This window comes from Paracoccaceae bacterium (assembly GCA_033344815.1).
In the GTDB taxonomy this organism is placed as follows: domain Bacteria; phylum Pseudomonadota; class Alphaproteobacteria; order Rhodobacterales; family Rhodobacteraceae; genus Roseobacter.
Genome location: JAWPMR010000001.1, coordinates 2,569,948 through 2,593,247, shown reverse-complemented (window position 1 = coordinate 2,593,247; position 23,300 = coordinate 2,569,948). Strand labels below are relative to the sequence as shown.

24 protein-coding genes are annotated in these 23,300 nt (G+C 54.6%); 12 read left to right on the top strand and 12 right to left on the bottom strand.

Translation table 11 applies throughout. The features are described 5' to 3' along the window. Positions 1 to 535 precede the first annotated feature (535 nt). On the bottom strand, positions 536 to 799 hold the full coding sequence (gene rpsT / locus R8G34_12050; GenBank protein ID MDW3223594.1) for a 30S ribosomal protein S20: 264 nt from the start codon (positions 797 to 799) through the stop codon (positions 536 to 538). 502 nt (positions 800 to 1,301) lie between these two features. Here rpsT and R8G34_12045 point away from each other — a divergent pair. Beyond that, complete coding sequence (locus R8G34_12045; protein ID MDW3223593.1) at positions 1,302 to 2,525, top strand: methyl-accepting chemotaxis protein; 1,224 nt, start codon at positions 1,302 to 1,304, stop codon at positions 2,523 to 2,525. Positions 2,526 to 2,570: 45 nt separating this feature from the next. On the opposite strand, the gene R8G34_12040 is transcribed toward R8G34_12045, so the two are convergent. From R8G34_12040 to R8G34_12030, 3 genes are all read right to left on the bottom strand, one after another. Further along, on the bottom strand, positions 2,571 to 3,347 hold the full coding sequence (locus tag R8G34_12040; GenBank protein ID MDW3223592.1) for an enoyl-CoA hydratase: 777 nt from the start codon (positions 3,345 to 3,347) through the stop codon (positions 2,571 to 2,573). Positions 3,348 to 3,411: 64 nt separating this feature from the next. Further along, positions 3,412 to 4,263, bottom strand: a complete 852-nt coding sequence (mutM, locus tag R8G34_12035) for a bifunctional DNA-formamidopyrimidine glycosylase/DNA-(apurinic or apyrimidinic site) lyase (protein ID MDW3223591.1) — start codon at positions 4,261 to 4,263, stop codon at positions 3,412 to 3,414. Then, entirely contained in the window at positions 4,256 to 4,738 is a 483-nt protein-coding gene (locus tag R8G34_12030; protein MDW3223590.1) for a hypothetical protein, read from the bottom strand. The genes mutM and R8G34_12030 overlap by 8 nt, the downstream gene beginning before the upstream one ends. Before the next feature lie 51 nt (positions 4,739 to 4,789). Between R8G34_12030 and ubiE the strand changes: the two genes are divergently transcribed. Further along, positions 4,790 to 5,542 (top strand): bifunctional demethylmenaquinone methyltransferase/2-methoxy-6-polyprenyl-1,4-benzoquinol methylase UbiE, encoded by a 753-nt coding sequence (ubiE, locus tag R8G34_12025; protein ID MDW3223589.1) that lies wholly within the window; start codon positions 4,790 to 4,792, stop codon positions 5,540 to 5,542. Position 5,543: 1 nt separating this feature from the next. Then, on the top strand, positions 5,544 to 7,088 hold the full coding sequence (ubiB, locus tag R8G34_12020) for a 2-polyprenylphenol 6-hydroxylase (protein ID MDW3223588.1): 1,545 nt from the start codon (positions 5,544 to 5,546) through the stop codon (positions 7,086 to 7,088). Here ubiB and R8G34_12015 read toward each other — a convergent pair whose 3' ends face one another. Further along, positions 7,089 to 8,267: an acetyl-CoA C-acyltransferase family protein gene (locus R8G34_12015; protein MDW3223587.1), complete on the bottom strand. Its 1,179-nt coding sequence runs from the start codon at positions 8,265 to 8,267 to the stop codon at positions 7,089 to 7,091. It lies immediately after the preceding gene. Between the two features lie 123 nt (positions 8,268 to 8,390). Between R8G34_12015 and R8G34_12010 the strand changes: the two genes are divergently transcribed. The 3 genes from R8G34_12010 to tdh all read left to right on the top strand — a co-directional run bounded on the left by R8G34_12010 (position 8,391) and on the right by tdh (position 11,277). Further along, positions 8,391 to 8,957 (top strand): XRE family transcriptional regulator, encoded by a 567-nt coding sequence (locus R8G34_12010; GenBank protein MDW3223586.1) that lies wholly within the window; start codon positions 8,391 to 8,393, stop codon positions 8,955 to 8,957. A gap of 95 nt (positions 8,958 to 9,052) precedes the next feature. After that, positions 9,053 to 10,237, top strand: a complete 1,185-nt coding sequence (locus R8G34_12005) for a glycine C-acetyltransferase (protein ID MDW3223585.1) — start codon at positions 9,053 to 9,055, stop codon at positions 10,235 to 10,237. Further along, on the top strand, positions 10,237 to 11,277 hold the full coding sequence (tdh, locus tag R8G34_12000) for an L-threonine 3-dehydrogenase (GenBank protein MDW3223584.1): 1,041 nt from the start codon (positions 10,237 to 10,239) through the stop codon (positions 11,275 to 11,277). The genes R8G34_12005 and tdh overlap by 1 nt, the downstream gene beginning before the upstream one ends. Positions 11,278 to 11,636: 359 nt before the next feature. On the opposite strand, the gene R8G34_11995 is transcribed toward tdh, so the two are convergent. From R8G34_11995 to R8G34_11985, 3 genes are all read right to left on the bottom strand, one after another. Beyond that, complete coding sequence (locus R8G34_11995; protein ID MDW3223583.1) at positions 11,637 to 12,365, bottom strand: metallophosphoesterase family protein; 729 nt, start codon at positions 12,363 to 12,365, stop codon at positions 11,637 to 11,639. 66 nt (positions 12,366 to 12,431) lie between these two features. Then, positions 12,432 to 14,027, bottom strand: coding sequence for a phosphoglycerate dehydrogenase (gene serA / locus R8G34_11990; protein MDW3223582.1), 1,596 nt, complete (start codon positions 14,025 to 14,027; stop codon positions 12,432 to 12,434). Positions 14,028 to 14,117: 90 nt separating this feature from the next. After that, the gene (locus R8G34_11985) at positions 14,118 to 15,284 is read right to left on the bottom strand and encodes a phosphoserine transaminase (GenBank protein MDW3223581.1); all 1,167 of its coding nucleotides are present in this window, start codon (positions 15,282 to 15,284) and stop codon (positions 14,118 to 14,120) included. A gap of 157 nt (positions 15,285 to 15,441) precedes the next feature. Between R8G34_11985 and serB the strand changes: the two genes are divergently transcribed. Continuing rightward, positions 15,442 to 16,320, top strand: coding sequence for a phosphoserine phosphatase SerB (gene serB, locus R8G34_11980; protein ID MDW3223580.1), 879 nt, complete (start codon positions 15,442 to 15,444; stop codon positions 16,318 to 16,320). Between the two features lie 28 nt (positions 16,321 to 16,348). Here serB and R8G34_11975 read toward each other — a convergent pair whose 3' ends face one another. After that, the gene (locus tag R8G34_11975) at positions 16,349 to 17,329 is read right to left on the bottom strand and encodes an asparaginase (GenBank protein ID MDW3223579.1); all 981 of its coding nucleotides are present in this window, start codon (positions 17,327 to 17,329) and stop codon (positions 16,349 to 16,351) included. A gap of 178 nt (positions 17,330 to 17,507) precedes the next feature. Here R8G34_11975 and R8G34_11970 point away from each other — a divergent pair, with 178 nt between their 5' ends. The 3 genes from R8G34_11970 (at position 17,508) to R8G34_11960 (ending at position 20,047) form a co-directional block, all read left to right on the top strand. Further along, positions 17,508 to 18,038 (top strand): invasion associated locus B family protein, encoded by a 531-nt coding sequence (locus R8G34_11970; protein MDW3223578.1) that lies wholly within the window; start codon positions 17,508 to 17,510, stop codon positions 18,036 to 18,038. An 84-nt stretch (positions 18,039 to 18,122) separates the two neighbouring features. Continuing rightward, positions 18,123 to 19,307 (top strand): 23S rRNA (adenine(2503)-C(2))-methyltransferase RlmN, encoded by a 1,185-nt coding sequence (gene rlmN, locus R8G34_11965; protein ID MDW3223577.1) that lies wholly within the window; start codon positions 18,123 to 18,125, stop codon positions 19,305 to 19,307. Then, positions 19,307 to 20,047, top strand: coding sequence for a DsbA family protein (locus R8G34_11960; protein MDW3223576.1), 741 nt, complete (start codon positions 19,307 to 19,309; stop codon positions 20,045 to 20,047). The genes rlmN and R8G34_11960 overlap by 1 nt, the downstream gene beginning before the upstream one ends. A gap of 26 nt (positions 20,048 to 20,073) precedes the next feature. Here R8G34_11960 and R8G34_11955 read toward each other — a convergent pair whose 3' ends face one another. The 3 genes from R8G34_11955 to R8G34_11945 form a co-directional block, all read right to left on the bottom strand. Further along, a complete protein-coding gene (locus tag R8G34_11955) occupies positions 20,074 to 20,403 on the bottom strand; it encodes a hypothetical protein (GenBank protein MDW3223575.1) in 330 nt (109 codons plus the stop codon). Between the two features lies 1 nt (position 20,404). After that, positions 20,405 to 20,761: a DUF883 domain-containing protein gene (locus R8G34_11950; GenBank protein ID MDW3223574.1), complete on the bottom strand. Its 357-nt coding sequence runs from the start codon at positions 20,759 to 20,761 to the stop codon at positions 20,405 to 20,407. 89 nt (positions 20,762 to 20,850) lie between these two features. Next, positions 20,851 to 21,693, bottom strand: a complete 843-nt coding sequence (locus R8G34_11945; GenBank protein MDW3223573.1) for a TIGR00730 family Rossman fold protein — start codon at positions 21,691 to 21,693, stop codon at positions 20,851 to 20,853. A gap of 157 nt (positions 21,694 to 21,850) precedes the next feature. On the opposite strand from R8G34_11945, the gene dapD reads away from it, so the two are divergent. Together dapD and R8G34_11935 are read left to right on the top strand one after the other, a co-directional pair. Beyond that, positions 21,851 to 22,678, top strand: coding sequence for a 2,3,4,5-tetrahydropyridine-2,6-dicarboxylate N-succinyltransferase (gene dapD, locus R8G34_11940; GenBank protein MDW3223572.1), 828 nt, complete (start codon positions 21,851 to 21,853; stop codon positions 22,676 to 22,678). Positions 22,679 to 22,855: 177 nt separating this feature from the next. After that, positions 22,856 to 23,209 (top strand): hypothetical protein, encoded by a 354-nt coding sequence (locus R8G34_11935; GenBank protein ID MDW3223571.1) that lies wholly within the window; start codon positions 22,856 to 22,858, stop codon positions 23,207 to 23,209. The last annotated feature ends 91 nt before the right edge of the window (positions 23,210 to 23,300 follow it).

The window sequence follows — 23,300 nt, the reverse complement described above, 5'->3', positions numbered from 1 at the left end:
TGTTTTCCCTCTAGCGTTCCCAGTTCAAGCCAGTCCCCATTTTTGGGGTCCCGAGTTTTTTTCCGTTTGCCAATGAGGTGCATCACCCGCCCCTTACAGAAAACGGAATGCCACCCACCGACATTTACAGATTAGGCAAAATCCAACCGATTGGACCCCAAAGAAAAGGAGGTCCATTATCTTGTCAGACGACACCGTCCGTATGTACTGTGACAGGGCGCAACGCTGTTGTAGCAACGTTTGCAGACTGAATGTGTCACGCAAAACGCAACACCCAGTTCCTCATGCCGTTAGTGATCGCAGCAGCGCGAATATGACATTCAGAGCCTGTCCCCCCAAGGCGAAATGAATCGCCCTATACTGGTAGCAAGTTCGTTGGCGGCACGGCAACTGAACTTCATTCTTGACTCTGATTTTTCAGAAAAGAATCTCTGAGCTCGGCGGGAAGTGTCTCAAAAATGCAAAAAAGCGCTCCAGTCGGAGCGCTTTTGTTAACCTTTTAGGTCACTCTTGTTAACCTTTGGGCGTGGCTGGCTTAGCCCAACGCTTTCACGCGAGAAGACAGGCGCGATACTTTGCGCGACGCCGTATTTTTATGAAAAACGCCTTTGCTGACGCCGCGCATCAACTCGGGCTGTGCGGCTTTCAATGCTGCCGCAGCTGCGTCCTTGTCTCCGGATGCGATGGCTTCTTCTACTTTGCGCAGGAAAGTGCGGATGCGCGAACGACGTGCTTTGTTGACTTGGAAACGGGCTTCGTTCTGACGGGCGCGTTTTTTTGCTTGTGGCGAATTTGCCATGTGTGCGGAACCTTTTCTCAGATCAGTTTGTAACTCTTTAGCACGATGCCAAGCCGATCCGGTTGATGGTCAACCAAAGATGATTCTAGCCGAAGCGGGCTGCACGCGCATGTATGCGGAGGCGTATAGAGATTTTTGACGATATTGCAAACCGCAATTCATTTGTTCATGAAAGATGTGTTTCGACTTCTTTTGGCAATAGAACGACGCGTTCAATGTATGGACTGAACGGCGGTATCACATTCCTTGCCGAACGATGTGGATCGCTTCAGAAAGCAACCGTGATCACTTAACCGAAAAACCATCACGTGCAGTTTTTCGATCAAGTCGGGTCACGTGTTTTTGCTGTGAGATAAAGTAAATTGCGATGGACTTTGAAGGGACCGCCCGACCACCCGGGCGTTTAGGGCGGATTGCTCTGGGAGGCGTGGTGGCATCACGCGCTACTTTAAATGGAAGGATACAACGCTAGGTCGTCACTTGTCTTAAAACAGGTGCCCGCATGATTGATCAGAACAGCCCGTCGATTGGCAGATTTGACAAGTCTTTCCTCGTACACATGATCCGTGACTTTTTTGTCGTTCTGGTGATTGTCACAGTGGTCGAGTTCTCCTTGAAAGCGGGGCTGGTCTATTACAACTATCATTTTGACGGCGCTGAAGAAGCGGAAGCCGTCGCTGAAGACCTGGCGGATAACGTCAGATCCATCATGCGCAATGAAGGTGGCCCGGTCGCAGCCCGCACGATGTATCCCATCCTGGAGGAAAACTGGTCCGCACTGGGATACGCGATTGCCATCGAACCTGCACCCGTAACGGTGCGCTCCATTGAAGAGGGCTTTGATTTTACGCCGCAGGGTATTCCTGCTGACAACTGGCCGGAGGGTCGGTTCCGTGCCCATCAGATCGACATCGTCGCGGAGGAATTTTGTCTCGCATGCCATTATCAGGCGACGGTGGGGGATGTACTGGGGACCGTGACCGTGCGCAATTACCTGTACCGCGACTTTGCTATCTGGTTCAAAGAGGTGCAACTCACCGGCATTCTTGCTACCGGGAAAATCCTGCTTCATTCGCTTTTGTTGTTTCTCATCCTGCGCGCACGGATGGAGCCGTTGCTGGAACTGAGATCAGTTGTCAGCAATCTGGCGCGGGCATATGGGCGGCTGGATCATCGCGCAGAAATTCGGACATCGGATGAATTTGGTGTTCTTGCACGTGACCTCAACCTCTTTCTGGACCGGATCACCGGCATTGTTTCTGAATTGGATACAGTTCTTAGCAAAGTGGTGGTGGCGAATGATGACATCATTGCTGTGCAGGGCAACTTGCGCCAGACGGTGGATAACGTGGTGTCCGGTGTCAGGCAATTGGAGCGCAACGCAATGCTGAGCGCCAAAAAAGAACCGCGCCTGTCAAACGAATGGTTTGATGCAGTACGCAGTTCGATCGTGGATCTGGACAACAGCCTGGAAAAGATCGACGACACCGCCGCGGCCACGGACTTGCTGGATACCCTCCGGCAGGTGGTTTCGAACGCCGAAGCCCAGACACAAACTAGTGAGTCCATCTATAACAAGCTGGCCGATCTAGGGGATCAAAGCGAAACGCTGAAATCATCCACGCTTGAAATGACCCGCCTCGAAGAACGGCTGAAAGGTATCATCGAAACCTGCGGATCATTGGTCAAGCGCCTCAAACCCGGAGAGAAGACTTCAAATCTTTAGACCGCGGGCGATGCCAACCCGGGTTTGCGACACACGTTATGTGTCCTATTTGTCGCGAAACTGAGCTTCACGCTTTTCAAGGAACGCAGACATACCTTCGGATTGATCTTCTGTTGCAAAGAGCGCGTGAAACATACGGCGCTCAAACAGAAGTCCTTCACGCAGCGGAACCTCGTAGGCACGGTTCACGGCCTCTTTGACGACCATAACGGAAACCGTGGATTTCTCGGCGATTTTCTGTGCAGCGTTCTGCGCTTCTTCGAGCAGCTTTTTACACGGCACCACGCGGGAGACGAGACCGGAACGTTCTGCCTCTTCGGCGTCCATGAAACGCCCGGTCAGGTTCATATCCATCGCTTTGGATTTGCCGACAATGCGAGTCAGGCGCTGTGTGCCGCCAATGCCCGCCACGACGCCAAGGTTTATTTCCGGCTGGCCAAACTTTGCGGTCTCCGAACAGATGATGAAATCACACATCATCGCCAGTTCGCAGCCTCCCCCCAAAGCGTATCCGGACACAGCCGCAATAATCGGCTTGCGCACACGCATGATCTGCTCTGTTTCAGGCGTGAACAGATCTCCGGAGAATGCCTCGACAAAACTCTTGTCCTTCATCATGGCGATGTCGGCGCCCGCAGCGAAGGCTTTTTCCGAACCGGTGATGATGATGCAGCGCACCTTTTCGTTGGCCTGTGCCGCAGTAAGCGCATCGGCCAGTTCTTTCATCAATTCGTCATTCAGGGCGTTCAGGGCGTCTGGTCGGTTCAGCGTGATCTGGGCGACATGGTTCTCTACATCAACGATGATCGTTTCATAGGCCATTAAAGAAGCTCTCGGTTGTTGTCTGGAATTTCGAGTCAATAACACCTGTTTGGCGGGGTTCAAGCTATCTTTGGCATTGCGCACAATAGAAAGACGAACGTCCCGACTGTACGATTCGGGTAATTTTGCTTGTACAATCCGATGTTTTGCATGGCTCTCCTTCGCGGCCATAGACATCAAAGCTGTGCTGAAAATATCCAAGCTCTCCATCGGCTTGCCGGAAATTACGCAGGGATGACCCCCCTGCCTGAATGGCATCAGAAAGGACCTCCCGGATGATCGGAACGAGACGCGCAACCTTAGGTTTAGAGAGTTTGCCAGCTTTTTGAGTGGGGCGGATTTTTGCGCGAAACAGGGCTTCGCAGACATAAATGTTGCCCAACCCCGCGACGAGTCGCTGATCCAAAAGCGCGGATTTGACCGGAGTCATCTTGTTTCTGAACGCTGATATCAGATGCGCTTCGTGGAAATCATTGCCCAATGGCTCAGGTCCCAAAACCGCCAAAAGCTTATGTGCTTCTGCGGTCGCGGTCTCCATGAGGTCCATCGCGCCAAACCGGCGGGGATCGTTAAACGTGATGCGCGCGCCGTTCTCCATATGAAAAACAACATGGTCGTGTTTTTCGGGTGCGGGGTGTTTGTGCACGAACTGCCCGAGGGGATCGCCTGATACCATCATGCGCCCTGACATTCCCAGATGCACAAGCAGCGTTTCACCAGAAGACAAATCGGCCAGAATATATTTTGACCGCCGCCGCAGGCGTTCGACCCGCTTGCCGGTGAGCCGCGCCGCCATATCGTCGGGAAATGGCCAGCGCAGGTCGGGCCGGTTCACGTCGGCCTGCGCAATCACTGCGCCTTCCATAGCAGGGCTCAATCCACGCCGGACAGTCTCGACTTCAGGAAGCTCAGGCATTTGCTTCCAGTTTTTGTTCGGCAAGGCGCGTGATTGTCGCGTAATCGGTAGGCACCAGACGGCTGAAGTTCTGATAACTCAACGGGATAACCTCTATGCGACCAAAGTATTTGAAAATCAATGCCTTTCCAGATTTCCTACGGCCTGTCACCGTATGCAGGTCTTTCCATTTGTGGCTCACAAGCTGTCTTACGAAGTTGCGCGACTTGATCCCGAATTCCGACCAGCGCTCGACCCGGCTGAGTGACTGATGCCATAACAGTATTGTCAAAAGAATAGCGAAAGCTGGCAAAGAGTAGGACAGGTCGTTTTCGAGAACCGTGATGACAAAGATGGCGTTTATGCCCGTTGTGACGACGAAATCAAAATCACTGCTGGAAATACTAAAAGACATCAGTCGTTTGGCGACATTCGAAACCTCTTCGACCCCGTCCAAGATATCAACCCCCCGCGACAATCGGGCCGCATTGTGCATCCGCCCGTGAAGCCTATAACAATGGGGAAACAGCAAGGACCGCAAGACCCCATGAGCGACGACAGTGACAAAACCACCCACTTTGGGTTTGAAACCTTGCCTGAGGGCGAAAAGGCCGGGCGCGTGCAGGGTGTGTTCAGTTCCGTTGCCAGTAAATATGACATCATGAATGATGTGATGTCGGGCGGCGTTCACCGTCTGTGGAAAGACGCGATGATGGATTGGCTCGCGCCGCGTGCCGGTCAGAAACTGCTGGATGTAGCCGGTGGCACCGGTGACATATCGTTTCGGTTCCTGAAACGCGCGGGATCCGGGCATGCGACGGTGTTGGATCTGACGGAGCCCATGCTGATCGAGGGGCGCAAGCGTGCTGAAGCCGAACAGATGCAGGACAGCCTGGACTGGATTGTCGGGGATGCCATGGCACTGCCGTTTGAGGACAATACTTTTGACGTTTACACCATCAGCTTTGGCATTCGAAACGTGACCCGCCCACAGGAAGCCTTGACTGAGGCGTTCCGTGTCTTGCGTCCGGGTGGGCGGTTGATGGTGCTGGAGTTTAGTCAATTGCCCAATGCGATGATGCAAAAGGCCTATGACCTTTACAGTTTCAATGTGATCCCACGCATGGGGCAGATGATCGCAAATGATCGCGACAGTTATCAATACCTCGTGGAATCGATCCGCAATTTTCCGGATCAAGAGACGTTCTTGCAGATGGTGCGCGATGCGGGTTTTGGAAATGCCAAATATCGTAACCTGACAATGGGCGTTGCGGCGCTGCATTCCGGTTGGAAGCTCTAATATGCGCGGCCCGCACAATATTTGGCGCCTGATCAGAACGGGTGCGACGCTGGAACGTACCGGGGCGATGCGTGTTGTTCTGGACGCGTTTGAAGCGCCGCCTGCATTGCGATTCGTGGCGCGCGCGCTGGGTCTGCCGTTCAAATGGCTCGGCTATGCCGGGGATCCGGCCATGCCTCCTGCGACGCGGGCGCTGACCGCGCTGGGACCGGCCTACATCAAGTTCGGGCAAATCCTGTCCACGCGCCCGGATGTGGTGGGCGATGAGCTCGCGATCCAATTGCGGGTCTTGCAAGACAAGTTGCCGCCTTTCCCGGTTGAAGAAGCAAAATCCGCCGTGCAAAGCGAACTTGGACTGCCTGTGGATCAGATTTTCTCTGAATTCAGCGAACCTGTCGCGGCGGCCTCGATAGCACAGGTCCACAAGGCCACGTTGGCGTCGACCAATGAACAGGTCGCGGTAAAGGTTCTGAGGCCCGGCATTGAAAAAGCATTTCGCAAAGACGTTGATGCATTCTATCTCGCTGCCCGCATGGTAGAAATCTTTTCGCCCGGATCGCGTCGCCTGCGCCCCATGGAAGTCATCGAACACTTTGATGGTGTTGTGCGCGGCGAGCTGGACCTGCGGTTGGAATCTTCTGCGGCCTCTGAATTTGCTGCCAATACCAAAAACGACGACGGTTTTCAGCTGCCATTGATCAAGTGGGAATACTCCGCGCGTCGGGTCATGACCTTGGAATGGGCAGACGGCGCGCCGATGGGAGACAATGCCGCGATTGATGCGGCAGGTCACAACCGCATCGCCCTGAGCGAACGGGTGTTACAACTCTTCCTGAAACACGCGCTGCGCGATGGCTACTTTCACGCGGATATGCATCAGGGCAACCTCAAGGTTGCGCCAAATGGGAACATCATTGCCTATGATTTTGGAATCATGGGCCACATCGACGAATACACCCGTCGCGTTTATGCGGAAATTCTGTTTGGGTTCATCCGCAAGGACTACAAGCGCGTGGCAGAGGTGCATTTTGAGGCCGGATACGTACCCGCCGACAAGGATGTGGACGAGTTTGCGCGAGCGTTGCGCGCCGTGGGTGAACCTATATTTGGAATGGATGCAAATCACATCTCCATGGCGCGTTTGCTGAACTATTTGTTCGAAGTGACGGAACGCTTTGGCATGGAAACCCGGACGGAACTGATCCTGTTGCAACGCACGATGGTGGTGGTCGAAGGTGTGGCGCGCTCGCTGAATCCGCAGATCAATATCTGGCAGGTCGCCAGCCCGATCGTCACGGATTACATCTCCAAATCCATTGGTCCCAAAGCCGTTCTGACAGATCTTGCCAATACGGCGCGGGTCATTGCACGCTTTGGACCACGTTTGCCAGGGATGGTGGAGGCTGCGCTGATCAAACAAAACAACCCCGCGCTGCCATCAGCGAAATACCAATTGGCTGAACGCGTTTTTCTGGCCGTGGTATTGGGGACCTTCATTGGGGTTGGCGGGGCCGCTTGTCTGATTATCGCGGACTTGTTTTTTTGATCACAGTCGTTCAATCGCCAGCGCGATACCCTGCCCGCCACCGATGCACATGGTGATCAACGCTTTTGAACCCTGTATCCGTTCCAGTTCATAGAGCGCTTTGATGGTAATGATTGCACCGGTCGCTCCGACCGGGTGGCCCAAGGCAATTGCGCCGCCATTAGGATTGACCTTTGAACCATCCAGCCCAAGGGCCTTGCTGACCGCCAGTGCCTGCGCGGCAAAGGCCTCATTGCTTTCAATCACATCAAAATCGCCTGCGCTGAGGCCAGTGCGTTTCAACAGATTTTCAACCGCTGGAATTGGACCAATACCCATGACCTCTGGCCGGACGCCTGCGTGGGCATAGCCTAAAATCCGTGCTTTGGGTTTGAGCCCTGCTTTTTCAGCCGCCTCCGCTGTAGCCAAAACAAGCGCACCCGCGCCGTCATTGATGCCACTGGCATTTCCCGCCGTAACGGAACCGTCTTTCTGAAAAACCGGGCGCAATCCAGCGAGCGCGTCGGGCGTTGTGCCTTTGGGGTGCTCATCGACATCAAATGCAACCGTGTCACGACGCACACGCACCTCAACAGGGGTGATCTGGCTCGCAAAGTGACCTGCATCTATGGCGGCTGCAGCGCGCGTCTGACTTTGGATGGCAAAGCTATCCTGATCTGTGCGGGTAATTCCATGTTCACTGGCGACGTTTTCGGCCGTAACCCCCATGTGCCCGGTGCCAAAGGGACAGTTCAGCGCGCCGAGCATCATATCCAGCGTTCGGATATCCCCCATTTTGGCGCCCCAGCGTTGGTCGGGTATTACGAACGGAGAACGCGACATGTTTTCTGCGCCACCGGCCAGCCCAAAATTGGCGTCTCCGAGCATCAGGGACTGCATCACCGAAACAATTGCCTGCACGCCAGAACCGCACAACCGGTTCACATTCATGGCGGGCACAGTGTTGGGCACGCCGGCCTGCATGGCTGCGACCCGGCTTAGGTACATATCGCGAGGTTCGGTGTTAATCACATGCCCAAAGGCCACATGACCGATCTGCGCGCCCTCCACCCCAGACCGTTCCAGAGCCGCTTTGGCGGCGACGGTGCCCAGTTCAATAGGGGGCGTCGCCGCGAGCGATCCGCCAAATGTCCCGATTGCGGTGCGCGCACCGTCCAGAATGACGATTTCCTTGGTCATGACGATCTCCCCTGATGTGTTTGTACCGTTTATGTTGGCTGATTGCGCGGATGTCAGCAACGACGTACCGTCAGGACGCCGATTCCAATTGACAGAATCCTGCATATCGGCGAAGCCTCCGCCATGACGGATGTTGACAACACTATATTGACCCAACTGCCTGCACGGCTCAAAGACGCGCGGCGGACACAGGGTTTGTCGCTCGACGCGGTTGCAAAACTGTCTGGCGTGTCTCGTTCCATGGTCAGTCAGATTGAGCGGGGCGAAAGCAGCCCGACAATTGCGACCCTGTGGAACCTGACCCGCGCTTTGCAGGTCGATTTTGCGGGGTTGTTGGACGGTTCGCCCAAAATCGCGCAAATTGAAACATTGCGTGCTGAAGAAGTGCCGACCATTGATAACCTTGGTTCCGGATGCCGAATTCGCATTCTGTCCCCACCCGAAGATGCCGGTAAGCATGAAGTATATGAGCTGACCATCGCGCAGGGTGGGCTATTGGACAGCCAGCCGCACACACGGGGCGCGCGGGAGCATTTAACGGTGATTTCTGGCAGTCTGACCGTCACCAGTGGCGACGCGACCAGTTCCCTGAACGCAGGTGACACGGCGCGATATTCCGCTGACGTCCCGCATCGCATCACGGCCGCAGGGGGTGAAGTGCGGGCGTTTTTAGTCGTTCAGGACGCTTAAAATCCGATATATCGGAAAAATTCCACTATTATGAAAATCCCCTATTTCGGATTATTGTCCGTCATGTTAGATATGTGCGACAAAGGAGTCGCATCATGACGCACGAATATCTGGATCACATCACTGAAACCCTCGCTCAAATCGAAGCGGATGGGATGATGAAACGCGAACGCATGATTACCTCTCCACAGGGTGGACAGATTTCTGTTGGTCAACGCGAGGTAATTAATCTTTGTGCCAACAACTATCTGGGTTTGGCAGACCATCCGGATTTGATCGCCGCCGCCAAGAGTGCGATGGACCCGCGTGGTTTTGGCATGGCATCGGTTCGCTTCATTTGCGGCACGCAAGACATTCACCGTGAACTGGAACAAAAGCTGGCCGCGTTTCTGGGCAAAGACGATTCGATCCTGTTTGCGGCTTGCTTTGATGCAAACGGTGGACTGTTCGAACCCTTGCTGGGGCCTGAGGACGTCGTCGTATCAGATGCTTTAAATCATGCGTCGATCATTGACGGTATCAGGCTCTGCAAAGCGAAAAGGTATCGATATGCCAACTCCGATATGACGGATCTGGAGGGTCAATTGCAACTCGCGCGCGCCGAAGGTGCAAGGTTTATCCTCATCGCAACCGATGGCGTGTTCAGCATGGATGGCACTCTTGCGAACCTGTCTGATATTCACAATTTGGCGGAGAAATACGACGCTATGGTCATGGTCGATGATTGCCACGCCACCGGATTCATGGGTCCCAAGGGTGCTGGCACCCCGGCCCATGCGGGTGTCGACGTCGATATTCTCACCGGAACCTTGGGCAAGGCTTTGGGCGGTGCAATCGGGGGATACATCGCGGGGCCACAGCCTGTTATTGACCTGTTGCGCCAACGCGCGCGACCTTATCTGTTTTCCAACTCCTTGCCGCCATCTATTGTGGCAGCGGGGATCAAGGCGCTGGATCTTGTCGAAAATGGCGAGGACCTCCGCACACGATTATTTGAAAACGCGGCGTACTGGCGTGCAGGCCTTGAAACGTTGGGCTTCGATCTTTTGCCGGGCGAGCACCCGATCATCCCGGTGATGCTGGGCGAGGCGCAATTGGCCCAGGACATGGCCGCGCGATTGTTTGAAGAGGGCGTGTTTGTATCCGGGTTCTTTTTCCCGGTGGTGCCGCGGGGACAAGCACGGATCCGAACCCAAATGAACGCGGCCTTGACGCGCAATGAACTGGACCGCGCGCTAAAGGCATTTGAAGTGGCGGGCAAAGCCTGCGGAGTGATCTGATGAGCAATGAAATGAAAGCCCTCTCCAAGCTTCACGCCCGTGAAGGGTTGTGGCTAACCCATGCGCCGGTGCCAGAAATCGGACCTGATGACGTGCTGATCAAGATCAACAAAACGGGCATTTGTGGCACAGATATTCATATTTGGAACTGGGATGATTGGGCGGCAAAGACAGTGCCTGTGCCAATGATCACCGGCCATGAATTCGCTGGTGAAATCGTTGAAGTGGGCCGCAATGTCACCGATCTGGAAATAGGTCAGCGTTGTTCGGGTGAGGGGCATTTAATTGGTAAAACTTCCCGCCAAAGCCGTGCCGGAAAATTTCACCTTGATCCCGCAACACGTGGGATCGGCGTGAACGAACAAGGCGCTTTTGCGCAATACCTGAAACTGCCGGCTTTCAATGTCGTGCCTTTGCCGGATGAGATTTCGGATGATATCGGTGCGATCCTCGACCCGCTTGGCAATGCTGTTCACACCGCGCTCAGTTTTGATTTGGTGGGAGAGGATGTGCTCATCACAGGGGCCGGACCCATTGGGATCATGGCCGCGTCCGTGGCACGCCATGTCGGCGCGCGACATGTGGTGATCACAGACGTGAACCCGGAACGACTTGATCTGGCGGCGCGCGTGGCTGATGTGATTCCGGTGAATGTTGCAGAGGCCGAATTGGCGGAAATCGTCGCCGGTTTGAAGATGAAGCAGGGTTTCGATGTGGGTCTGGAGATGTCTGGCAATCAGCACGCGCTGGATCAGATGGTCGAGGCCATGACCATGGGCGGGCGGATCGCAATGTTGGGTATACCACCCGGCAAAAGCCCGGTGGACTGGAGCCGCATCGTTTTTAAGGCGATCACCATCAAGGGTGTGTATGGGCGCGAAATCTTCGAGACGTGGTACAAGATGATTGCCATGTTGCAGAACGGCTTGGACGTCAGCCGTGTCATAACCCATCGTTTTGACGTGGATAATTTCGAGGCAGGATTCGCGGCAATGAAGTCGGGCGGTTCCGGTAAGGTCGTGCTGGACTGGACGGAGTAGTCAATATCTACGCAGAGGACAGCTTTTTCACGCTTTCATTGCCGGGACAGATTGGACTGGGAGTCCTGTCTGTGCTGCTTTGCGTCGCCATGACTGTCTTGGTCAGATGCCTAACGCGCGGTCACAACGGGGCCGCGCGCATTTTAATAGCACTCGTCCTATTTTGGTTTTTTGTCTGGTTATCGCCGCAGGTGTATTACGGTTATTATTGGCTGTTACTGGATGAATTGCCGCTGCAGTGGGTGCTTCAGTCACCTCCTAGCCCTCAAAAAATCATCAAGTTGCTGGTGTTCGCAGACCAAAAGAACCTCAGCCATCATGGGCAGGGCATCTTGGGATGGTTCTCGCTGCTGGCCGCTCTAAGGCCTCAAAGGTTTACGCCCCGCATCTGACAACAGCCAACAATCGCGGCCCTCAAAAACCGCGGCATGCAAGGGTCTAAAATACCCGGCCCCCGCATCAAGATTTACGCGGTTTCCATAGTGTTCTGGGTAATCCAAAGCGGTATGGCCATGTACAACCAGCGGTCCGTGTGATCGGTGATAATCCAGAAATGGTTGCCTGATCCAGATCAGGTCTTCTTCAACCTGTTTGTCCAACGGCACCTTCGGTCGAATACCAGCATGAACAAACAACAGATCATCCGTCTTGTGCATTAATGGCAACGCCGCCAGAAAGTCTCGATGGTCTTGCGGAACCGCTTTGATGGCAGCGGCATGGATGAGATCAACAGGCATTCCTTCTTTCGCTACTACCCCATAGGAGGCCATCGTCTTGTCGCCCCCTAAACGGGGGTTAAACCAAAAAAGATCCGGCCGGGTGGCTGGGTCGAGGATCGTCATGTCATCCAGAAAACGCTCAAGGTAACGGTCATGATTTCCCTTGATCATGACCCAGTTACATCTGGCTTTCTGCGCATCGATCAAAAACTGCAACACCGCGCGGCTGTTTTCCCCACGATCCACATAATCGCCAACAAAAACAACTTTAGCATCCGGGCCACCGTCCGCTTCGATCAGCCCCAGGACTCGGTGAAGTTCGTCAATCTGACCATGAATATCGCCGATGGCGTAGATCGGTGTGCGCATATCGGACCTTCCAAAATCCAAGTGCCGCCCATGATCGGGCAGCACTCCGAAGCAGATAACAGAGACTCACGCCACGTCAAATTGCAGCGGTTTGATCTGTGTAAACATACCGGTTTCGGCGAGTTTCGCGCGCGCTTCCGCGGGAACGGCGTCATCCACATAAAGTAATGCAATCGCCTCGCCGCCCGCCACATTGCGACCAAGGGTAAAGTTGGCAATATTGACGCCATTATCGCCCATCGTCTGACCGAGTGTGCCAATGATACCCGGCACATCCTCGTTGGTGGTATACAACATATGCTCACCGATTTCGGCGTCTATATTGATGCCTTTGATCTGAATGAAACGGGGTTTGTCATCAGAAAAAACCGTCCCAGCCACTGATCGCTCGCGCTTGGCCGTTACCACCGTCACCTTGACATAGCCATCGAAAGCGCCGGATTTGTCCTGATTGGTTGTGGAGATTTGGATGCCACGTTCTTTTGCGATAAACGGCGCTGATACCATGTTCACATCCGGATTTACCATTTTCATGATACCGGCGATTACGCTGCAATTGAGCGCCTCCAGGTTCATTTCGGCCACGGCGCCGTCATACAGGATATTGATGGCTTTTATTGGTTCATCGGTCATTTGGCCAATGAAACTGCCCAGATGCCCGGACAGTTTCACCCAAGGTCCCATGACCTTGGCCTCTTCGGCGGTGACGGATGGCATGTTCAGCGCGTTGGTCACGGCGCCAGTCAACAGGTAATCCGACATCTGATCCGCCACCTGAAGGGCCACGTTTTCCTGCGCTTCTGTCGTTGCGGCCCCCAAATGCGGCGTACACACAACATTTGGCAAGTGAAACAGAGGGTTTTCGTTGGCAGGCTCCTTGGCAAAAACATCAAAGGCGGCACCGGCCACATGGCCCGATTTCAGGGCTTCTGCGAGCGCGTCTTCGTCAACCAATCCACCCCGCGCGCAATTGATGATGCGCACGCCGGGTTTGGTTTTGGCAATGGCCTCAGCACTCAGGATATTCGCGGTTTGCTCCGTAATTGGCACATGTAACGTGATGAAATCAGCACGGCTCAAAAGGCCATCGAGCTCAACCTTTTCAACGCCCATTTTCTTAGCTTTTTCGTCACCTAAAAACGGATCATAAGCCAGAACTTTCATTTTCAGTGCACGGGCGCGGTCACAAACGATACCGCCAATGTTGCCGGCACCAATGACGCCCAGTGTTTTACCGGTGAGTTCAACACCCATGAATTTGGATTTTTCCCACTTACCGGCGTGGGTGGACGCGGAGGCCTCCGGGATCTGGCGCGCGACGGCAAACATCATCGCAATCGCGTGTTCCGCCGTTGTGATCATGTTGCCGAAAGGCGTGTTCATGACGATCACGCCCTTTTTCGATGCAGCGTCCTTGTCGATATTGTCGGTGCCAATGCCTGCACGGCCGATGACCTTAAGGTTGGTTGCCGCATCAATGATTTTTTGGGTGACTTTGGTGGCCGACCGGATCGCCAGGCCGTCATAGTCCCCGATAATGGCGGCCAGTTTTTCCTTATCCTTGCCGATTTCGGGTTGGAAATCGACATCAATACCGCGGTCACGGAAGATCTGTACGGCCGCTTCGGAGAGTTTGTCGGAGATGAGTACTATGGGGGCCATGTTCTGGTCCTTTGATATGTGTTGGGAGCGGTGGCCTGAAGCCCACCCTACGGGAAGGCGGATAAGACGGGCTTCAGGTCCCTTGTAATTTCAGGATGCGATTTCGGATTCGAAAGCCCAGGCGAGCCAAGGCAACATTGCTTCGATGTCTTGGGTTTCGACCGTTCCTCCACACCAGATGCGCAGGCCTGCAGGTGCATCGCGGTAAGCGCCGATGTCGAGCGCAACACCTTCATCCGCGAGCCGTTTTGCCACAGCTTTGGCAAATGCGGCCCCGTCCTCGATCTGCGCATTGGTGAATTTGAGGCAAACCGATGTGTTCGAATGCGTCGCGGGATCGATGGCAAGAAAATCGATCCAATCATGATCTTCGACAAAAGACCCAATTGCGGCCGTATTGGCATCAGCACGGGCTATCAAACCTCGCAGACCACCAACAGATTTGGCCCAATCGAGTGCTTGCAAGTAATCTTCAACGCAGAGCATCGACGGCGTATTAATGGTTTCACCCTTGAAAATGCCCTCAATAAGCTTGCCACCTTTGGTCAGGCGAAAGATTTTGGGCAGCGGCCATGTGGGCGTATAGCTTTCCAGGCGCTCGACTGCGCGCGGAGACAAGATAAGCATGCCATGCGCGGCCTCTCCCCCGAGTACTTTTTGCCAGCTGAAGGTCGTGACATCTAATTTGTCCCACGGCAGATCCACAGCAAATGCTGCGGAGGTTGCATCACAAAGCGTCAGCCCTTTGCGGTCCGTTGGTATGACGTCGCCCGATGGCAGACGCACTCCGGAGGTCGTGCCGTTCCAAGTAAAGCAGACATCATTGTCGTAATTCAACGCCGTCATTTCGACGATTTCGCCGTATTCTGCCGTATGAACGGTGTGTTCAATTTTCAGCTGTTTGGCTACATCGGTAACCCAACCCGCGCCGAAGCTTTCCCAAGCCACCATCTGCGCTGGGCGTTCCCCCAAAAGCGACCACATGGCCATCTCAAAGGCGCCCGTATCGGAAGCTGGCACAATGCCAATGCGATACTCCGCTGGAACACCAAGGATTTCTCTCGTTGTTTCAATTGCCTGCAGCAATTTGGCTTTGCCTGGAGCTGCGCGGTGAGAACGCCCCAGTGGCGCGGATGCCAGCTTTGACAGATCATGAGAGGGGGGTTTGGCGCAGGGGCCGGATGAAAAACGCGGGTTTTGAGGTCGCGTAATTGGTTTGCGCACGCCAGCGTGCGACGTCGATTGTTGTATAGCCATTGATGCTATCCTTCCAGATAAGCGCCCTTCGTTGGGGAAGGGTGTCCCATCGTCGGGTTTATGGTGGGTCATGGTCTGGTGCAATGGCTAAAACGCGGCTAGAACGCCGCAAATACATCTTTTTGCGACACACAAGAGCCGATCGGAAACTACGCAAATGTATATTGCCACTTTGTTGACGGCACCTTCCCTTCGAAATCTTGATCCTGTTCTGGTTGAGGCTTTGCGCAGTGCTTGGGGTGGCACTGAGGCGGTTTGGCTTGCCCCAGGAGAAGCCGCAGAATTCGCACTTGGTCATATTCCCGAAAATCGTTGGAATGTATGGCAAGACCTTCAAGAACAAGGTGTCGATCTTGCGGTGATTCCCGCTCAAAACCGTCGCAAAAGGATGCTTTTGGCGGACATGGACAGTACCATGATTGAACAAGAGTGCATCGATGAGTTGGCCGATGAGGCCGGTATTGGAAGCAAAGTCAAAGACATCACTGCGCGCGCGATGAACGGTGAATTGGATTTCGAAGAGGCATTGAAGGCACGTGTTGGCCTTCTGGCGGGCTTACCGGTCACAACGATTGAGAAAGTTTTGAACGAACGCATCACTTACATGCCCGGCGGCGACGTGCTTTTGGCCACTATGAAAGCAAACGGTGCCTATGCGGCGTTGGTATCGGGGGGGTTTACGGATTTCACGAAGGCAGTAGCCGCAAAGCTGGGATTTGACGAGGATCGCGCCAACACGCTTCTGTCTGAAGGCAGCATTCTGAGCGGTACAGTCGGCATGCCGATACTGGGCAAACAGGCCAAGGTCGATGCTTTGCAGGAGATCACAATGCGCCTTGGTTTTTCAGACAAGGAAGTACTTGCAGTAGGGGATGGTGCCAACGATCTTGGTATGTTGAAACAGGCAGGTATGGGTGTGGCGCTGCATGCCAAATCTACTGTTGCTGCGCAGTGCGACCTGCGCATCAATCACGGGGATCTGACGGCTCTGTTGTATCTGCAAGGTTATCCGAAAAGCGATTTCGTGGCCGCGTGACGGCAACATCGCTAGAATCGATCCCGCCTCATGCCAGATCTGCCGCAGGTCTGACCCAGCCCGTTTGGATGTCGCGCCGGTTTGTGATCGGAGCGTTGAGCCGCTTGCGCGTCGCTGGGTGATCAGGTTCTAAAACACCCAGTTTGACCAGAATGGCCGCAACGGCACATTCTGATGCACGCGTGGTCCCATCGAGGATCTTAAGAGCCAGACCCAATTTCTGTTCCGGTAGGATGGCGATGAAAACCCCCTCTGCGCCAGTCTTGATGGCTACCTTTCCGTTCATCGCGCGCATTAATTCGGTACATGCGCGTCCTTCTCCCGCAACGAGATCAGGATGCAGACGCATAGCTTCATGCAGTCGCGCCTCAGGGCTGTCAGCGGGCGCCGATGCAAAATGCGCCATGGCTCGCGCGGTACCATGAAGGGTTGCGGCATAGTTTGGCGCTGAGCAGCCGTCAATGCCATAGCCGGGTGATGTCTCTTGCGTACAGGCCTCAAATACCTCCAGACAAGCCCGTTGCACTGGATGGTCAGGATCAATGTATTCAGGGCCGGCACCAAGGTGTTTGGCCAGAGTCAAAAATCCAGTATGTTTGCCTGAACAATTGTTGTGGCGTTGACAGGGACTCTCGTGATCGCAGATCAGTTTTTCGCGCGCAGCCCGGTCATCGGGTATCTGCGGTCCACACCTTAGTGCATCATCCTTCAAATCAATCGCCTTCAACCACGCGTCAACGCGCTCTGTATGGATTGCGGCCCCATTGTGCGACGCGCAAGCCAGAGCAAGATGTTGTGTTGTCAGGCGTGCTTGATCCGCGGCACCCGATGCGATCAGCGGTATCGCCTGAATCATCTTGGACGAACTGCGTGGTAATACGATCTGCTCCGGATCACCCCATGCCTGAACGATGTCACCAGATGCATCACAGATCACGGCATGGCCGGAATGCGCACTTTCCAGAAAGTCCCCGCGCCATATTTCGACCATTGAAGCGGCTTGCGTCATTTTATCCCTCAATATTCTGGCAAAAACCTGCTAATCGCTCTTTCGTGGGTCGCGGATTTTGCGTTACTATGCCAGTTGTCGAGAAGATTAACTGGTCATGCAAGAGAGCGCACCGAAAAAGGCGCGCCAGGCGGATCACAGGATTATTGAGGCTAAGGACGGCTGGAGGCTGTTAGATATGCGTATTTACGGATTTTTTGTGGGATTGATTTCGGCGCTGGCGCTTGCAGGACTGACGGCACAAGCCCAGGAGCAAAGCAGCAACCTCGTTGCCGAAAAAACAGACTGGAGCGTTTTTGAGGACACAGATCCCAAGGAATGCTGGGGTGTTGCAGTCCCTGACGAGACTGTGAACACGCGTGATGGTCGGGTCGTTGCTGTGACGCGCGGTGACATCCTGTTGATGGTGCTCTATCGCCCGGCCGCGAACGCGAATGCGCAGGTAACTTTCAATGGAGGGTACCCGTTCGCCAGTGGGTCCAAGGTGAATATCAGCATCGGTGGGAGCGAATTTGGTCTCTTTACTGACGGTGAATGGGCCTGGCCAGAAAACGAAGCGGAGGACGCCAAGATTGTGGCCGCAATGAAACGGGGCGCTGATGCTGTCGTCACGGGCGTCTCCACGCGCGGCACACGAACCAAGGACACGTTCTCCTTGCGGGGATTCACCGCGGCTCTTGAAGAAGCAGAAAAGCGTTGCGCCAGTTGATCTAGGCAAGGCGTTGGGCTTTTCCTTTTGATCTTGGTGCAATCCTCTATATAGAGGCCAATCTTCGCCACGTTAGGAATCGTTATGTCTGCCTCCGCGCCGATCACGCAAGATGTTCACACCATGCCGCGCAAATTGCCGGAGGGACCCGCAAACCTTGTCGGGCTCACACGCGAAGCCATGCGGGATGCTTTGATCGCGGCTGGAACCCCGGAAAAGCAAGCCAAGATGCGTGTTGGGCAGATTTGGCAGTGGATCTATCAATGGGGCGTGCGTGACTTTGATAGCATGACCAACCTGTCCAAGGCGTTGCGCGCGGATCTAAAGGAACGCTTTGTCATTGAGGTGCCGGAGGTTGTGTCAAAGCAGGTGAGCGAAGATGGCACGCGCAAATACCTTGTACGTATCGCCGGCGGTCATGAGGTAGAAGTCGTCTATATCCCGGAAGAGGGACGCGGAACGCTCTGCGTATCTTCGCAAGTGGGGTGCACGCTGACCTGTTCTTTCTGTCACACGGGCACGCAAAAGCTGGTACGCAATCTGACCGCAGCCGAAATCGTCGGGCAAATCATGATGGCGCGCGACGATCTGGGTGAATGGCCAGAGACGGGAACACGCACTTACGAAGCCCGTTTGCTCAGCAATATTGTTCTAATGGGCATGGGTGAGCCGCTTTATAATTTCGAAAACGTGCGCGATGCGATGAAAATTGCAATGGACCCAGAGGGCATTCAACTTAGCCGCCGCCGTATCACTTTGAGCACATCGGGCGTCGTGCCGGAAATTGCGCGCACGGCGCAGGAGATCGGGTGCCAGCTTGCGATCAGCTTCCATGCGACGACCGATGAGGTGCGCGACAAACTCGTTCCAATCAACAAAAAGTGGAACCTTGAGGTTTTGTTGGACGCGCTGCGCAGTTATCCAAAAGTGTCAAATTCAGAGCGGATCACCTTTGAATACGTGATGCTGAACGGGGTAAACGACAGCGACGCGGATGCGCATCGTCTTATCAAGCTCATCGAGGGTATTCCGGCCAAAATTAACCTGATCCCGTTCAATGAATGGCCTGGTGCACCGTACAAACGCTCGTCCAATAATCGCATTCGTGCGTTTGCCGATATCATTTACAATGCTGGCTACGCGTCACCCGTACGCACACCGCGGGGTGAAGACATTATGGCAGCCTGTGGTCAACTGAAATCAGCGACAGAACGGGCGCGAAAGTCACGTCGCCAGATCGAGGCAGAAACTGGTCTTACGGGGAAATAATGCGCCGCAGAGACGCTTTGGTCATCGGGGGCATTTTTGCCATCGCAATAGCGATCCCGCCGATTTTGCGCCACCGATCAGATGACATGGTATTCTCTGAATTGCCGGGAATGCCGGGGTTTCGCAGGTTAGAACGCGGCGATATCACCCCGGCATTTGATAGCTTTGCAGGCCTTCAAACGCCCGAGGAGACCGCAGCATCCGCCCGGTTGCCCCAAAGTCTATGTCCCTTGGTTTTCCCGACTCCCCCCACGCCGGGGCGGGTCCCGATTGCCGTTTTCAGTGACTATTATTGCCCTTTTTGCGCAATTCTCGACCAGAGGTTGGCCGATCTGGAAACAGAGGGCGCTTTGATTGATGTGAGGTTCCACGAATTACCGCTTCTGGGTGAGCGCTCTCGCTGGGCGGCGCGTGTTGCTCTTGCCGCCGCGCAGCAGGGCGATCATACGGCGATACATCTGGACATGATGCAACGGGTTTTGCGCCCCGGTTTTGCAGGTATCCGCGACGTCGCCGAACGCCATAATCTGGATGCCGCGCAGATGATGGAAACTGCGAAAGCCGAGCAAATGGGTCACCAGATTGAAGACGCTCTCGCCTTGGGCCGTGCCTTAGGCGTTCCGGGCACGCCCGCTCTTATGGTCGGGCGCACACTTGTTGTCGGTGCTTTGCCTGAAAGATTCTTGTCGCGATTAATTGCGCTGGAAAGCAAGAATCAGGTGCACCACTGTTCCGTTTAGTGTGGCAGGTCGTCCCCTCGGGACTTTCAATTGTACCGTCGGGCCGCCATGCCCTGTGTCATGCCCTGCATAAATGCGGCTGCGATGGGCGGCATCGGTTCCTGTGTTGCCTCAAGGCGATCCGTTTCCAAATTGGGATTCGTTGGTTTGGCTGAATAAACAACCAGCAAGCCGACCCCGAGGAAAGCACCGCCCATGATGGCGAATGCAGTTATTGCATCCGTCAGCGTCAACAGTAGCAACAGTGCTGAAGCGCTTAGAAAGCCAATACCAGCAAGGACCATGAGCGCTCCAAAACTGTTCAGCGCGATACGCTGAGCAGTTTTGCGCGTTTTATTCTGCAATCGTTCGAGCATATTACGACCTGCGGGCGGTCATCATACCGACGAGAAAGCCGAGGCCAGCCGCGATGCCAACAGCCATTGCGGGCTGCTGCCGCACTGAGTCTTCGGCTTTGTGATACGCTGCCTCCGCCTCGGAATAGAGCTTTTCACCGCTTTCAATCGCTTTGAGTTGGGCAACGTCCATGGTATCGGACGCGGACTCTTTGACAGAAGATGCTGTTTTCCTGAGTTGCGTTTTTGCCTCGTCGCGCTTGTCTTTGGCCATCTCCGACATCAGGGCCGTCAGGGCCGCAATGTCATCCTTGATGGTGTCGATTTGTGCTGTCACGTCGGCGGTGTCGGCTTTTCCATTGGTACGTGCTTGTGCCATTTTATTCTCCATAGTTAGCCCTCGCGACCAGAACTGGTACGTGATGGGCATTTCGGAGGGTCAACACCGTTGGGTTCGAAATTGTTCCCTTAATTGCGTCCGGGTAATTTGTCGCGTGCTGGCAGGTCCTCCCAGTTTTCGATAAGATGCATTGCCTCTGAGGCGGAATCCACAAAGCGGAAAAGCGAAAGGTCTTCGTCAGATATGGTGCCCGCATCTGCCAAGGCTTCCCAATCCAGAATGCGTTCCCAGAACGCGCGTCCAAAGAGTAAAACGGGTACAGGTTGCATGCGTCCGGTTTGAATGAGCGTCAGGGCCTCAAAGAGTTCATCCATTGTGCCAAATCCACCGGGAAAGACGCAGATCGCACGCGCACGCATCAGGAAATGCATCTTGCGGATTGCGAAGTAATGAAAGTTGAAACACAGCTCCGGCGTGACGTATTCGTTCGGCGCCTGTTCATGCGGAAGCACGATGTTCAGGCCAATTGAATGCCCTCCCGCCTCCATCGCGCCGCGATTGCCGGCCTCCATCACGCCCGGTCCGCCGCCCGTAACCACGACGTTTTCGCGTCCTTCGCTTTGCAGGCTTTTCAGGGTCATGAGCCGCGCAAATTCTCTTGCCTCATCATAAAAATGGGACAGATCCGCCAGAGTTTTGGTACGCGCCTTGTGCTTGTTCGTGGGGCTTGGAATGCGCGCACCGCCAAACAATACGATGGTGCTGGTAATGCTATGCGCATCCAGCATCATTTCCGGTTTCAACAATTCCAACTGCAAACGCACCGGCCGCAATTCTTCGCGACACATGAAATCCTCGTCCGCAAATGCAAGCCGATACGCCGGCGCGCGGGTCTGGGGCGTGTCCGGTACTTCTTTGATCGCGTCGCGGTCTGTATGGGCATCGCGCAAAGGGTGGCGGGGTTTATTCATCTGGGATAACTCCGGAAACTCGATTTTGGTCAGGGGGCCATGTTGTGCCCCAAGATGCAATGGCTTTGGCGCACACATCTGAATTGTGAATGATTGCGCGCCCTGTCCAGCGCTTGTATAGGCCGTGCATTAACATTCTTTTCCTTTTGGGGGCCTTATGTCCAACGCACAGCTTGAAACCGCCATCGAATCCGCCTGGGAGGCGCGCGACAACATCACGCCTGCCACAACAGGAGAGACCCGCGAGGCAATCGAAGATACGTTGGCAGCGTTGGATGGTGGCAAGTTGCGGGTCGCGGAGAAACAGGCGAGCGGTGACTGGCATGTGAACCAGTGGGCCAAAAAGGCCGTGCTGTTGGGGTTCCGCATCAAGGATATGGAACGTCAGGGCGGCGGACCGCAAGACGGTGGTTGGTGGGATAAGGTCGACAGCAAATTTGCAGGTTGGGGCGATAACCAGTGGAAGGCGGCGGGGTTCCGCGCGGTGCCAAATTGTGTGGTGCGCAAATCCGCGTTTATCGCACCGGGCGTAGTATTGATGCCATCGTTCGTGAACCTCGGGGCCTATGTTGATGAGGGCACCATGGTCGATACATGGGCGACTGTTGGTTCCTGCGCGCAGATCGGTAAAAACGTGCATCTGTCGGGTGGTGTGGGCATTGGCGGTGTTTTGGAGCCAATGCAGGCTGGACCTACTATCATTGAGGACAATTGCTTCATCGGTGCTCGCTCCGAAGTGGTTGAGGGCTGTATTGTGCGCGAAGGATCGGTCCTGGGCATGGGCGTGTTCATTGGCAAATCGACCAAAATCGTAGATCGTGAAACCGGTGAATTCACCTATGGCGAAGTGCCCGCCGGATCTGTTGTGGTCGCTGGTTCGATGCCGTCCAAAAACGGTGTGAACCTCTATTGCGCCGTGATTGTCAAAAAGGTCGATGCGCAAACGCGCTCCAAGACGTCGATTAATGAATTGCTGCGCGATTGACTCTTGCAGGATTAGTCTGACCGTTTTGCCGCGCAAAGCCCCTTCGATTTTCGATTGCGGGGGCTTTCAAGTCCCAAATCGCCATATCTGCTCCCAACCGGGTGCAGATGGCGCGGGCGGCCTTTTCACCAGAAAAAGCCGTTGTGAAGCAAAGCACCAAGAACTAACAAACAGGACATGAGCCAGAAAAAGAAACCCTCTCGTCAGCAAGTTTACACGCTCGTCGTTCAGATCGGGCGTAAAACCGGTGACGGTTTGCCGGAAAAGGCTACCGGGGCCGGTCTGGTGGTATTTGCCAGTGGTATTGATGAGGCTGAGGCAGTCAGAGAAACCGTCGCCGTTCTAAAACAGGCCGAAACCGCGCCATTGGATGTGACTGGCTACGGTACCCTGGAAGAGCGTTTGGCAGAGGGTCATGATATCGACGATGAAGAGCGAGGGCTGATGCAACGGGCCCTGGACGAAAATGCCGTGATCATTGCACAAATGGAACCATTCTTTGGGACGCATCCGGAAGCGGAAGCAGATTAACCTGCAATGATTGGTCCAGATGTTGCAGTCTCATAAACCGAGGCACGTTTAGCGTAGTTTATCCGCCTTTTGACCACCAGCCCCTTGGCAT